Here is a 13,144-nt window from a genome sequence, read left to right as displayed (position 1 = left end):
GCCCCGTCGGGGCCGGCCTACATGCCCCGGGTTCCACCGCTCCCTCCCGAACGCTTCGCCCGATGCCGAGAGCTCCCACCATGAACGCCATTGCCAAGGCCATCGACGCCCTCAACGAGGGCTTCGGACGCCTGATCGCGCCGCTGCTCGCCGTGATCACGCTGATCGTGATCTATGACATCGCCATGCGCTTCTTCATCGGACGCCCCAGCGACTGGGCCTTCGACGTGACGAAGATGCTGTTCGGCGCCCATTTCATGCTGATGGCCGCCTTCGGGCTGCGCCATCATGCCCACGTCGAGGTCGACGTGCTCAAGCGCCTGCTCTCACGCCGCAAGCAGGCGGCCCTCGAACTCCTCGGCTACCTGATCTTCTTCGTGCCCTTCATCTGGATGCTGCTGACCCTCGGCTGGGCGTTCTTCGAACGCTCCTTCAGCCGCGGCGAGACCACCTACGGCATGATGGCCATCCCCGTCTATCCGGTGAAGGGCGTGATCGTGGTCGCCGCCGCCCTGCTCCTGCTGCAGGCCATCGCCATCGTCATCCGCGCCGTGCAGGCGCTGGGCAAGGAGACCCCCGCATGAGCGCTGAGATGCTCACCCTGTTCATGTTCGGCGGCCTGCTGGTCGGCCTCTTCATGGGCCACCCGCTGGCCTTCGTGCTCGGCGGCGTCGCCGTGCTCGGCGCCTGGTTCGGGCCCGGCGCCAATACGCTGGGCATCCTGATCAACAACATCTACGGCAACGCCATGGACAACTACGTCCTGGTGGCCATCCCGCTGTTCATCCTGATGGCGCGCTTCCTCAACGACTCCGGCGTCACCGAGAAGATGTTCGAGTCGATGCGCCTGCTGCTGGCCAACCTGCGCGGCGGCCTGGCCCTCACGGTCGTCGTGGTCTCGGTGCTGCTGGCCGCCACCACCGGCATCGTCGGCGCCTCCATCGCGGTGATGGGCATGATCGCCCTGGTGCCGATGCTGAACTACGGCTACAACAAGCAGCTCAGCACCGGCGTGATCATGGCCAGCGGCTGCCTTGGCATCCTGATCCCGCCGAGCATCATGCTGATCCTGATGGCCAGCTACTCGCCGGTCTCGGTGGGCGCGCTGTTCGCCGGCGCCCTGGTGCCTGGCCTGCTGCTCGGCGCGATGTACGCCCTCTACGTGCTGGTGATCTGCCACCTCAAGCCGGAGTACGGCCCCCTGGTGCCGGCCGAGGAGCGCGCCGAGGTCTCCACCGGCGAGCTTCTGAAGATGCTGGGCAAGTACGTGCTGCCGCCGATGGCGCTGATCCTCGGCGTGCTCGGCTCGCTGTTCACCGGCATCGCCACCGCCACCGAGGCCTCGGCCATCGGCGTCTTCATCGCCTTCCTGCTGTTCCTGATCTTCGGTGATCGCAAGGCTTCCACCTGCTACCGCACCCTGATCGAGGCCGGCAAGACCACCACCATGGTGATGCTGGTGCTGGTCGGCGCCACCGCCTTCACCGGGGTGTTCTCCATCGGTGGCGGCATGGAGGTGATCCACGAGGTGGTGATGGCGATGCCCGGCGGCACCACCGGAGCGCTGATCCTGATGCTCTTCCTGGTCTTCATCCTGGGCATGTTCCTGGACTGGACCGGCATCGTGCTGCTGAGCTTCCCGATCATGCTGCCGATCGTCGAGAGCATGGGCATCGACGTGCTGTGGTTCGTGGTGATGGTGGCCGTGGTTCTGCAGACCTCGTTCCTCACGCCGCCCTTCGGCTACGCGCTCTTCTACCTCAAGGGCGTGGCCCCCAAGGGGGTCGAGACCCTCGACCTCTACAAGGCGGTGATCCCCTTCGTGGCGCTGATCGTGCTGGCCTGCCTGCTGATGGCCGTCTTCCCGAGCCTGGTGACCGGCCTGCCGTCGCTGCTGATCGGCTACTGAGCCGTCCCATTTCCACCCCAGGCTCGGCCCTCGACGCCCGCCGCTTCCCGAGCGGCGGGCGTCCTGCTTGACCGGCGTCATGCCGAGCGTGGCTGCAGTCGTGCCGGCCGGCTGATACAATTCTCAGCCGCAAGTTTCTCGCATCCCTGTAGCCCTCCCGGCACGGAAGGAGACTCCGTTGACCAGTCCGGCCAGTTCCCGCGCCCGCACGCCTTCCCGCCTGTCGCTGCCCCTCAACGCCTGGAATGCCCTGACCATCGGCATCGCCCTGATCGTGGCGCTGCCGATTATCGTGGTCCTGGCGCACCTGTTCATGCCCACCGACGGCATCTGGCAGCATCTGGGCAGCACCGTGCTGCCCCGCTATCTGGGCAACACGCTCTTCCTGGTGGTGACCGTGGGGCTCGGCACCTTCGTCATCGGCACCGGCACCGCCTGGCTGGTGGTGATGTGCCGCTTCCCGGGGCGTCGGCTCTTCGAGTGGGGACTGCTGCTGCCGCTGGCGGTGCCGACCTACGTCATCGCCTACGCCTATACCGACTTCCTGCAGTACGCCGGCCCCATCCAGACCTGGCTGCGCGAGACCTTCGGCTGGTCGGCCGGGGACTACTTCTTCCCGGACATCCGCTCGCTGTGGGGCGCCGCGACACTGATCACCCTGGTGCTCTACCCCTACGTCTACATGCTGGCGCGAGCGGCCTTCCTGGAGCAGTCGGTGTGCGTGCTGGACGTGGGGCGCACCCTGGGTCGCGGGCCCTGGCGGCTGTTCACCAGCGTCGCCCTGCCGCTGGCGCGCCCGGCGATCGTCGGCGGGGTATCGCTGGCGCTGATGGAGACCCTCAACGAGTTCGGCGCGGTGCAGTACTTCGGCGTCGATACCTTCACCACCGGCATCTATCGCACCTGGTTCGGCATGGGCGAGCAGGTGGCCGCGGCCCAGCTCGCCGCCTGCCTGCTGGCCTTCGTCATCGCCCTGGTGCTGCTCGAGCGCGCCTCGCGGGGCAAGCGGCGCTACTTCCACACCACCGGCCGCTACCAGCAGATGCCCGAGTTCGCGCTGCACGGCGGGCGCGCCTGGGCCGCGACCCTGGCCTGCCTCACCCCGGTGCTGCTCGGCTTCTTGATTCCCAGCGGCCTGCTGGGCTATCTCTCGTTCCAGGGCGGCGACGCGCTGTTCGGCGCCGCCTTCCTGGAGTTCGCCGGCAACAGCCTGCTGCTGGCGGCGCTCGCCTCAGTAGTGGCCGTGAGCCTGGCGCTGCTGCTCAGCTACGGGGCGCGGCTCAACCCCGGGCGCATCACCCGGGTGGCCACGCGGGTGGCGGCCATGGGCTATGCGGTGCCGGGCTCGGTGGTGGCGGTGGGCATCCTGATCCCCTTCGTGTGGCTGGATCACCAGATCAACGACTTCATGAAGGGGCAGTTCGGCATGGTGGTGGGGCTGCTGCTCAGCGGCTCGGCGTTCATCCTGATCTACGCCTACCTGGTGCGCTTCCTGGCGGTCTCCTTCAACGCCATCGAGGCGAGCCTCGGCAAGGTGACGCCGAGCATGGACGCGGCCTCGCGGACCCTAGGTCAGACGGCGGGCGGCACCCTGCGCAAGGTGCACACGCCGATCATGCGCGGCAGCCTGATCGCCGCCGGCATCCTGGTCTTCGTCGACGTGATGAAGGAGCTGCCGGCCACGGTGATCCTGCGCCCCTTCAACTTCGACACCCTGGCCATCCGCGCCCACAGCCTGGCCGCCGACGAGCGCCTGGCCGAGGCCTCGACCTCGTCACTGGCCATCGTGGCAGTAGGCATCATCCCGGTGATCCTGCTCAGCGTCGCCATGCGCCGCTCCCGCCCCGGCAGCTGAGGCCTCCTCGAGGGGGAAGACGAACACCTGGGAGTCGTCCAGGCCGATCATGATCGGCTGGCCCTCCCGGGGCAGGAAGACCCCCGGGGCCCGGGCGTGCAGGTGTGCCTCCTCGCCGTCCGGGGTATGGGCGCAGATGTGCAGTAGGCTGGTGCGGCCCAGCAGCTTGGCCATGATGATGTGGCTGTGGTGATGCTCGGGCGGCTCGTTGAGCGGCACGACCCGAAGCGCCTCGGGACGGATCATCACCTTCACCAGGCTGCCGTCGGGCAGCCCGCCCGCGGAGACGTCGCCCACCGGGGTCGCCACCTGGCCATCCTGCACCCGCCCATCGAGCTCGTTGACCTCGCCGAAGAAGGTGACCACGAAGGGGTCGGCCGGGGTGCAGTAGAGCTCCAGCGGGGTGCCGGCCTGGACCACCCGCCCCTCGCGCATCAGCACGATGCGATCGGCCATGAACATGGCCTCCTCAGGGTCGTGGGTGACCAGCAGCACGCCGGTGCCCACCTTCTTCAGCACGTGCAGGGTGTCGTCGCGGATGCGGTCGCGCAGGCGGGCATCGAGGCTCGAGAAGGGCTCGTCGAGCAGCATCAGCTGCGGCGAGGGCGCCAGGGCGCGGGCCAGGGCGATGCGCTGCTGCTGGCCGCCCGAGAGCATGTGCGGGAAGACCCGCGCGTAGCGCTCCATGCCGAGCAGCTCGAGCAGCTCGTAGGCCCGGCGCCGGCGCTGCTGGGCCGGCAGCGACTCGAGGCCGAAGGCCACGTTGTCGAGCACCGAGAGGTGCGGGAAGAGCGCCGAGTCCTGGAAGGCCAGGCCGACGTTGCGCTTCTCCGGCGGCACGTGGCTGCGCCCCTCGCCCATCGACTCGCCGCCCAGCGCCACGCGCCCCTGCTGCACCCGTTCGAGCCCTGCGGCGATGCGCAGCAGGGTGGACTTGCCGCAGCCCGAGGGGCCCAGCAGGCAGACGATCTCGCCGGGCTTGACGTCGAGGGAGACGTCCTCGACGGCCGGGTGCTGCTGGTAGGCGTGGCGGATCTGGTGCATGGCGAGAACCGGCGCGGAGGTCGCCGGCGCATCTGGCGTGTGGGTCGGTTGGCTGGTCATGGGGTCTCGACTGCCGGTTGAGAGTGTCTGAACAACATGGTAACGCGAAAGCCTCCCGAATGCGTTGTACTATCGCTCGCATTCCAGCGGTGCTCCCCGAGGCGCGCCGCCAGCTGATCTGGATCAGATCCTGCACGCATCGGACTTGACGGCGGTTCCGCGAGGGGCTTCAATAGCGAAAGTTTAATGTTAAGCATTATCATTTCCTATCAGCACCCACGAGGTACCTCCATGCCGCAGCATCGTCGCTTCGCCCTGCCCCTCGCCGCCCTGGTGGCCGGCTCCGCCATGGCCGCTCCGGCCTTCGCCGCCGAGGAGGTCAACATCTACTCGGCCCGCCACTACGACTCCGACGCGGCGCTCTACGCGGCCTTCACCGAGGAGACCGGCATCGAGGTCAACGTGCTGGAGGGCGACTCCGACCAGCTGATCCAGCGTCTCAAGCTCGAGGGCGAGGCGGGCCCCGCCGACGTGCTGATCACCGTCGACGCCGGCCGCCTGTGGCGCGGCGAGCACGAGGACGTCTTCGCCAGCGTCGAGTCCGAGGTGCTCAACGAGCGCCTGCCGGCCCACATGCGCCACCCCGAGGGCAAGTGGTTCGGCTTCAGCCAGCGCGTGCGTGCGCTGTTCATCGACCCCACCGCGGTGGATGCCGATGATGTCAGCCGCTACGAGGACCTGGCCGACCCGGCGCTCGAGGGCGAGGTGTGCATCCGCTCCTCGAATAACATCTACAACCAGTCGCTGCTGGCCTCGATGATCGCCCATCACGGCGAGGAAGAGGCCGAGGCGTGGGCCGAGGGCGTGGTCGCCAACTTTGCGCGCGACCCCGAGGGCGGCGACACCGACCAGATCCGCGGCGTCGCCAGCGGCGAGTGCAGCGTCGCCGTGGCCAACCACTACTACTACGTGCGCCTGCTCAACTCCGACAACGAGGCCGACCGCGAGGTCGCCGAGAAGGTCGAGATCGTCTTCCCCAACCAGGACGATCGCGGCGCGCACATCAACGTGGGCGGTGCCGGCGTGGTGAAAGGCGCGCCCAACGAGGAGAACGCCGTGCGCTTCCTCGAGTTCCTCGCCTCCGACGAGGCCCAGGCGCTGTTCGCCACCGGCAACTACGAGTTCCCGGCGGTCGAGAGCGCCGAGCTCGACGGCGTCCTCGCCTCCTGGGGCGACTTCAAGAAGGACGACCTGAACGTCAGCGTGCTGGGCGAGAACAACCCGGAAGCGGTGCGCATCTTCGACCGGGCCGGCTGGCGCTAAGCCTCCCCCGTCACGGCGCGCCGGCAAGGATGCCAGCGCCGAAAACGACAAAGGCCCGCGGCACTGCCGCGGGCCTTTGTCGTTGCGCCGGGAAAAACCGGGCTCAGGGGTCGTCGGGGCGCGGCGCGGCGTCCGCGGCGTTCTGGTAGACGCCGAGGGTGCCCATGCGCCGCCCGCGATCGTTGAGGAAGGTCTCCAGGATCACCACCGCGTCCTGCCCCTCGCGGGTGAACTCGAGGCGATCGGCCGTGGTGCGCCGCGACTGCCAGCCCTCGCCGAGGCACTGGGCCACCGCCTCGCCGCCCTTGACCAGGGCGCCGCGGGGATCGTCGCTCTCCAGCGGGCCGAAGCAGAGGTAGTGGTCGGGCCGCCGGGCCGAGGTGATCACGCAGGCGTCATGGAAGGCCTGGGTATCGGTCTGCCAGGTGCGGGTCAGGCGGGTGGTCTCCAGGCGCCCCTTGATGTCGGCGAAGCCGGTGTCGGCGCTCGCCACCGCGCGGTTCAGGGCCCCGCAGTCGAACAGCTCCGCCGCGGGTGGCGTCGCCTGGCTCGCACACCCGGCGAGCAGCAGCACCCCCGCGCCCGCCAGCCAACTCCTCATCGTCCTTCGCATCCTCGTCTCCTTGATGGATACGGGTCGCACCGACCCGATACAGGCACCATAGCACTCCGCGGCCGCGCCCTCTCGCCGGCGCGGGGTGCTTCGATGCCGTCGCCCGAGGCGCCGTCAGTGCGCCTCGTCCCAGTTGATGCCGCTCTCGGCCTCGACGATCAGCGCCACGTCGAGCTCGGCGGCCGCCTGCATGCGCGCCTTCACCTCGTCGATGAAGGCCTCGACCTGCGCCTCGGCCACCTCGAAGACCAGCTCGTCGTGGACCTGCATCACCATCACGGCGTCGAAGGCCTCGCCGGCGAGCCAGGCGTCCACGTCGATCATGGCGCGCTTGATGATATCCGCCGCAGTGCCCTGCATGGGCGCGTTGATGGCGGTGCGCTCGGCGCCCTGGCGGCGCGCGCGGTTCTGGGAGTGGATCTCCGGCAGGTAGAGGCGCCGGCCGAACACCGTCTCGACGAAGCCGTCCTCGGCGGCCTGGGCGCGGATACGCTCCATGTAGCGGGCGACGCCCGGGTAGCGGTCAAAGTAGCGGTCGATGTAGGTCCTGGCCTGGCTCTGCTCGATGTTGAGCTGGCGGCCGAGTCCCCAGGCGCTCATGCCGTAGATCAGCCCGAAGTTGATCGCCTTGGCGCTGCGACGCTGATCGCCGGTGACCTTCTCCAGCGCCACGCCGAACACCTCGGCGGCGGTGGCGGCGTGGATGTCGCGGCCCTCGGCGAAAGCCTCGAGCAGCCCCTTGTCGCCGGAGAGGTGCGCCATGATGCGCAGCTCGATCTGGGAGTAGTCGGCGGCGACGATGCGATAGCCCGGCCGGGCCACGAAGGCCTGGCGGATGCGCCGCCCCTCCTCGGTGCGGATGGGGATGTTCTGCAGGTTGGGATCCGACGAGGAGAGCCGGCCGGTGGCGGTGACCGCCTGGTGGTAGCTGGTGTGCAGGCGCCCGGTGGCCTTGTTGACCAGCCGCGGCAGCTTGTCGGTGTAGGTGGACTTCAGCTTGGCGAGCCCGCGGTGCTCGATGATCACCTTGGGCAGCGGGTAGTCCAGCGCCAGCTCCTCGAGCACCGCCTCGGCGGTGGAGGGCGCCCCCTTGGGCGTCTTCTTGATCACCGGGATCTTCTGCTCCTCGAAGAGGATCTGGCCGAGCTGCTTGGGCGAGCCGAGGTTGAACTCGCGACCGGCGAGCTCGTGGGCGCGGCGCTCCAGCTCGCCGATGCGGGTCTCGAGCTCCTTGCTCTGGGCGTGCAGCCGCTCGGGATCGAGCGCCACGCCGGTGCGCTCCATGCGCGAGAGCACCGGGATCAGCGGCCGCTCGAGGGTGTCGAGGACCTCGGCCAGGCGGCCCTCGGCCTCGAGGCGCGGCCGCAGCAGCCGGTGCAGGCGCAGGGTGATGTCGACGTCCTCGCAGGCGTAGGGCGCGGCCTGCTCCAGGGCGACCTGGTTGAAGGTGAGCTGCTTGGCCCCCTTGCCGGCGATCTCCTCGAAGGAGATCGTCTTCTCGCCCAGGTACTTCAGCGCCAGCGAGTCCATGTCGTGGCGGGTCGCCGTGGAGTCGAGCACGTAGGAGGCCAGCATGGTGTCCTCCAGCGGCCCGGCCACCGTGATGCCGACATTGGCCAGCACCGAGATGTCGTACTTGAGGTTCTGGCCGATCTTGGTGCGCCGCTCGTCTTCCCAGAGGGGGCGCAGGGCCTCGAGCACGGCGTCGCGGTCGAGCTGCGCCGGGGCGTCGAGGTAGTCGTGGGCGAGCGGGATGTAGGCCGCCTCGCCCGGCTCGAGGGCGAGCCCCACGCCGACCACCTGGGCCTCCATGTAGTTGAGGCTGGTGGTCTCCAGGTCGAAGCAGAAGGCCTCGCTGGCCTCGAGCCGCTCGAGCCAGGCGTCCAGGTCGGCCTGCTCGAAGATGACGTGATCCTCGCGCTGGGCGCTGCCGCTCTCCGTACTGCCACTCCCGTCGGCCTCGGCCGGCGCCGGCGTGCCGCCGGCGACATCGTCGACGCCCTCGTGCTTGCCCTCCAGCAGCTCCGAGAGCCAGGCCTGGAACTCCAGCCGGCGATAGAGCTCGACCAGCGCCTCGCGGTCGGGATGGGCGATGTCCAGGTCGTCGAGGCCCACCGGCAGCTCGCAGTCGGTCTTGATGGTCGCCAGCTGATAGGAGAGAAAGGCCTGGTCGCGATGCTCCTCGAGCTTCTTGGGCAGCGTCTTGGCGCCGCGAAAGCCCAGCGTCTTGATCTTCTCGGGGTCCGCATAGAGGGTCTCGAGCCCGCCCTGCATGCCCTGCAGGAGGCCCAGCGCGGTCTTCTCGCCGACGCCCGGCACGCCGGGGATGTTGTCGACCTTGTCACCCATCAGCGCCAGGAAGTCGATGATCCGCTCCGGGGGCAGGCCGAACTTGTCCTTCACGCCTTCGACGTCCAGGGTCTCGTCCTTCATGGTGTTGACCAGGGTGATATGGGCATTGACCAGCTGGGCCATGTCCTTGTCGCCGGTGGAGATCACCGCGTCGCGGCCGGCCTCGGTGGCGCGCCTTGCCAGGGTGCCGATGACGTCGTCGGCCTCCACCCCCTCGATGCACAGCAGCGGCAGCCCGAGCGCGCGCACGCAGTCGTGCAGCGGCTTCACCTGGGAGCGCAGGTCATCGGGCATCGGCGGGCGATGGGCCTTGTACTCCTCAAACAGCTCGTCGCGGAAGGTCTTGCCGGGGGCATCGAAGACCACCGCCATGGGGCTGTCGGGGTAGTCCTTGATCAGCCGCTTGAGCATGTTGAGCACCCCCTTGATCGCCCCGGTGGGCTGCCCCTCGGAGGTGGTCAGCGGCGGCAGGGCGTGGAAGGCGCGGTAGAGATAGGAAGAACCGTCGACGAGAACGATGGGCGTGTCGGCCATGTATCGGCATCCATTGAGGCGTGGCGTGATGGGTTGCTGGCCATCCATGATACGCATTGCCGCCGCGTTTTGCCGCGCATGGTAGGCCGGGCGGCCATGAGCCCTTACACTGGAGTGACCACCGGGGCGCCCGAGGTGGAGTGATCGTGGAGGCGACCCCGATTCCTTCGGCACTGGAGGCCATCATGATGAAGATCCTGCGCAGCGACGCGCCCGTCCCGAGACTCGCCCTTGCCCTGGCCACCGTCCTGGCCCTCTCCGTCAGCGCCGGTGCGCTCGCCCAGTCATCCGGCGACCTCGAGCCAGACATCACCATCCGCGAGGAGGAGGATCGCACCATCCGCGAGTACCGGGTCAACGGTGAGCTCTACGCCATCGAGATCCGCCCCTTCGCCGGCCCCTCCTACTATCTCGTCGACCACGACGGCGACGGCGACTTCGAGCGCCGCGAGGGGGATCGCATCGCCGTCCCCCAGTGGGTGCTGAAGACCTTCTGACCCCTCGGCCGCCCCGCCGCCGTTTCATGGCCTCGCCATCTCCCTCGCCGCGGCCGGGGCGCGTGCATCGAAGGGCCAAGTCGCTACAATAGGCGGCTTGGCATTTCCCGGGCGAGAGACACATGGCCGTATTCACACCGCTTACCGACCCTCAGGTCGCCGAGTTCCTCAGCCGCTTCGACGCCGGCTCGCTGGTCTCCGTCGAGGGCGTGCCCGCCGGCACCGAGAACAGCACCTTCTTCGTCACCACCGACCGGCGCGAGCTGGTGCTGACCCTGTTCGAGCAGGGCGAGCACGAGGAGCTGCCGTTCTTCGTCGACCTGCTCGACTACCTGGACGAGCATCGCCTGCCGGTCCCGGGCCCCCTCCACGATCGCGACGGCGTGGCCCTGCACACCCTGGCCGGCAAGCCGGCGCTGCTGTTCCCCCGGCTGCCCGGCAAGCACCCCAAGGCGCCGAACCTCGCCCAGTGCCGCGAACTGGGCGACGCCCTGGGACGCATGCACGCGGTCTCCCGGCATTTCCCCGGCCACCGGCCCAACCCCCGGGACCTGCACTGGCTGCTGCCCATGCACCACAAGGTGCTGGTCTATCTGTCGCCGGAGGACCAGGCGCTGATGAAGGACGAGGTCGAGACCTACCAGGGCTTCTTCGGCGACACGCCGGACCTGCCCCAGGGTGCCCTGCACGGCGACCTGTTCCGCGACAACACCCTGTTCGACGGGGATCGCCTGGGCGGGCTGATCGACTTCTACAACGGCTGCACAGGTGACCTGCTGTTCGACCTGGCCATCGTCGTCAACGACTGGGCCACCGAGCCCGACGGCCGCCTGGACCCGGCTCGCCACGACGCCCTGCTCAGGGCTTACCAGGCGCGCCGACCGCTCACCGCCGCCGAGCGCGAGGCCTGGCCGATGATGCTGCGCCTGACCGCGCTGCGCTACTGGCTCTCCCGGCTGCTGGTGGTCTACGTCGATCCGCCGGCCCACGACCTCACGCCCCACGACCCCGAGCAGTTCCGCACCGTCCTCAAGGCGCGCCTGGAGCACGGGGCGCTGCCGCTACCGGAAGGAGACGCATGAGTCAGCCCAAGAGCAAGGCCGGACCGGCCCAGCAGGCGCGCCGCACCTGGAACATCGATCAGTGGGGCAGCGGCTACTTCGACGTCAACGACGAGGGCCAGGCCCTGGTGCGCCCGCTGGGCAGCGACGACGACGGCCCCGCCCTGCCCCTGCAGCCGCTGGTTCACAAGCTACGCGAGGCCGGCCTGCGCCTGCCGGTGCTGGTGCGCTTCACCGACATCCTGCACGACCGGGTCGAGCAGCTCTGCGCCGCCTTCGACACCGCCATGCAGGAAGAGGCCTTCGCGGGCGGCTACACCGCCGTCTACCCGATCAAGGTCAACCAGCAGCGCCGGGTGGTCGAGTCGATCCTCGGCACTTACGAACGCGGCCGCGGCCGCGTGGGCCTCGAGGCCGGCAGCAAGCCGGAGCTGCTGGCGGTGCTCGCGCTCTCCGCCGACGGCTCCTCGCTGATCGTCTGCAACGGCTACAAGGATCGCGAGTACATCCGCCTGGCGCTGATGGGCGAGAAGATCGGCCACCGCGTCTACCTGGTGGTGGAGAAGCTCTCGGAACTGCCGCTGATCCTCGAGGAGGCGCGCCGCCTCGGCGTCACCCCGCGCATCGGCCTGCGCGCCCGGCTCTCCTCGGTGGGCCGCGGCCGCTGGCAGGACACCGGCGGCGAGAAGTCCAAGTTCGGCCTCACCGCCAGCCAGATCCTCTCCGTGGTGAAACAGCTGCGCGAGGCCGAGGCCCTGGAGAGCCTGCAGCTGGTGCACTTCCACCTCGGCTCGCAGATCGCCAACATCCGCGACATCCAGCGCGGCCTGCGCGAGTGCGCCCGCTTCTACCAGAGCCTGGTGGAGCTAGGCGCCCCGGTGGACACCGTAGACGTCGGCGGGGGCCTGGGCATCGACTACGAGGGCACCCGCTCGCGCAGCTTCTGCTCGGCCAACTACTCGATGCTCGAGTACGCCCGCAACGTGGTGGCGGCCTTCGCCCAGGCCTGCGCCGAGCAGGAGCTGCCCCAGCCGCACATCATCAGCGAGTCCGGCCGCGCCCTGACCGCCCACCACGCGGTGCTGATCTCCAACGTGATCGGTGAGGAGCGGGTCAGCCACCTCTCCCCCGAGCGCCGGGTGCAGGACGAGCCCCAGGTCGACGAGCTGTGGCGGGTCCACGACCTGCTCCACGAGCGCGCCGAGCCCCGCGGCCTGGTGGAGGCCTGGCACGACCTGGTGCACGCCATGGGCGAGCTCCAGGAGCGCTTCGTGATGGGCATGACCGACATCGACGCCCGCGCCGAGGGCGAGAGCGTCTACTTCGCCGCCTGCGCGCGGCTGCGCGGCCTGCTCGACAACCGCAACCGCGCCCACCGCGAGATCAGCGACGAGCTGGCCGAGAAGCTCGCCGACAAGCTGTTCGTCAACTTCTCGCTGTTCCAGTCGGTGCCCGACGTCTGGGGCATCCAGCAGATCTTCCCGGTGCTGCCGCTGGAGGGCCTGCACCGCGGCCCCGAGCGGCGCGGCGTGATCCAGGACATCACCTGCGACTCCGACGGGCGCATCGACGGCTACGTCGACGGCCAGGGGGTCGAGACCACCCTGCCGCTGCCCGAGTGGCGCGAGGGCGAGGAGAAGCTGCTGGGCTTCTTCCTGGTGGGCGCCTACCAGGAGATCCTCGGCGACCTGCACAACCTGTTCGGCGACACCGACTCCGCGGACGCCGCCCTGACCGCCGACGGCGACTGGTCGATCAGCCAGGTCCAGCAGGGCGACCGGGTGGCCGACGTGCTGGGCTACGTCAACTTCGACGTCTCGGCCCTGCGCGAGCACCTCGCCGAGCAGCTCGCCCGCAGCGGCCTCGACCAGGCCCAGCAGCAGGCCTTCCTCGACGACCTCTCCGACGGGCTCGAGGGCTACACCTACCTCGAGTAGGGAGGCACCGGCCAGGCGC

At 69.2% G+C, this 13,144-nt stretch carries 10 protein-coding genes; 7 read left to right on the top strand and 3 right to left on the bottom strand.

Annotated features, from left to right (window positions below; all coding sequences use genetic code 11):
- Window positions 1–80 precede the first annotated feature (80 nt).
- The 3 genes from ABE957_RS06695 to ABE957_RS06685 all read left to right on the top strand — a co-directional run bounded on the left by ABE957_RS06695 (window position 81) and on the right by ABE957_RS06685 (window position 3,764).
- Window positions 81–584, top strand: a complete 504-nt coding sequence (locus tag ABE957_RS06695; RefSeq protein WP_349757897.1) for a TRAP transporter small permease subunit — start codon at window positions 81–83, stop codon at window positions 582–584.
- The gene (locus tag ABE957_RS06690; protein ID WP_349757896.1) at window positions 581–1,909 is read left to right on the top strand and encodes a TRAP transporter large permease; all 1,329 of its coding nucleotides are present in this window, start codon (window positions 581–583) and stop codon (window positions 1,907–1,909) included. Before ABE957_RS06695 ends, ABE957_RS06690 begins: the two co-directional genes overlap by 4 nt.
- Before the next feature lie 178 nt (window positions 1,910–2,087).
- Window positions 2,088–3,764 (top strand): ABC transporter permease, encoded by a 1,677-nt coding sequence (locus ABE957_RS06685; RefSeq protein ID WP_432765405.1) that lies wholly within the window; start codon window positions 2,088–2,090, stop codon window positions 3,762–3,764.
- Here the strand turns inward: ABE957_RS06685 and ABE957_RS06680 are convergent.
- Complete coding sequence (locus ABE957_RS06680) at window positions 3,684–4,868, bottom strand: ABC transporter ATP-binding protein (RefSeq protein ID WP_349757895.1); 1,185 nt, start codon at window positions 4,866–4,868, stop codon at window positions 3,684–3,686. The two genes, ABE957_RS06685 and ABE957_RS06680, sit on opposite strands and share 81 nt — an antisense overlap.
- Window positions 4,869–5,099: 231 nt before the next feature.
- Here ABE957_RS06680 and ABE957_RS06675 point away from each other — a divergent pair, with 231 nt between their 5' ends.
- Entirely contained in the window at window positions 5,100–6,131 is a 1,032-nt protein-coding gene (locus ABE957_RS06675) for a Fe(3+) ABC transporter substrate-binding protein (RefSeq protein ID WP_349757894.1), read from the top strand.
- A 103-nt stretch (window positions 6,132–6,234) separates the two neighbouring features.
- On the opposite strand, the gene ABE957_RS06670 is transcribed toward ABE957_RS06675, so the two are convergent.
- The gene (locus ABE957_RS06670; RefSeq protein ID WP_349757893.1) at window positions 6,235–6,744 is read right to left on the bottom strand and encodes a hypothetical protein; all 510 of its coding nucleotides are present in this window, start codon (window positions 6,742–6,744) and stop codon (window positions 6,235–6,237) included.
- Window positions 6,745–6,858: 114 nt separating this feature from the next.
- Window positions 6,859–9,630, bottom strand: a complete 2,772-nt coding sequence (gene polA / locus ABE957_RS06665) for a DNA polymerase I (protein ID WP_349757892.1) — start codon at window positions 9,628–9,630, stop codon at window positions 6,859–6,861.
- Window positions 9,631–9,815: 185 nt separating this feature from the next.
- On the opposite strand from polA, the gene ABE957_RS06660 reads away from it, so the two are divergent.
- The 3 genes from ABE957_RS06660 (at window position 9,816) to speA (ending at window position 13,125) form a co-directional block, all read left to right on the top strand.
- Window positions 9,816–10,127, top strand: a complete 312-nt coding sequence (locus tag ABE957_RS06660) for a DUF2782 domain-containing protein (RefSeq protein ID WP_349757891.1) — start codon at window positions 9,816–9,818, stop codon at window positions 10,125–10,127.
- Between the two features lie 122 nt (window positions 10,128–10,249).
- Window positions 10,250–11,209 (top strand): homoserine kinase, encoded by a 960-nt coding sequence (locus tag ABE957_RS06655; protein WP_349757890.1) that lies wholly within the window; start codon window positions 10,250–10,252, stop codon window positions 11,207–11,209.
- Window positions 11,206–13,125, top strand: a complete 1,920-nt coding sequence (gene speA / locus ABE957_RS06650; protein ID WP_349757889.1) for a biosynthetic arginine decarboxylase — start codon at window positions 11,206–11,208, stop codon at window positions 13,123–13,125. The genes ABE957_RS06655 and speA overlap by 4 nt, the downstream gene beginning before the upstream one ends.
- Window positions 13,126–13,144 lie beyond the last annotated feature (19 nt).

Source organism: Halomonas pelophila, from assembly GCF_040196315.1.
GTDB lineage: Bacteria > Pseudomonadota > Gammaproteobacteria > Pseudomonadales > Halomonadaceae > Halomonas > Halomonas pelophila.
Note: the sequence above shows the minus strand (reverse complement) of the source record. Positions and strands in the feature narration are given on the sequence as shown.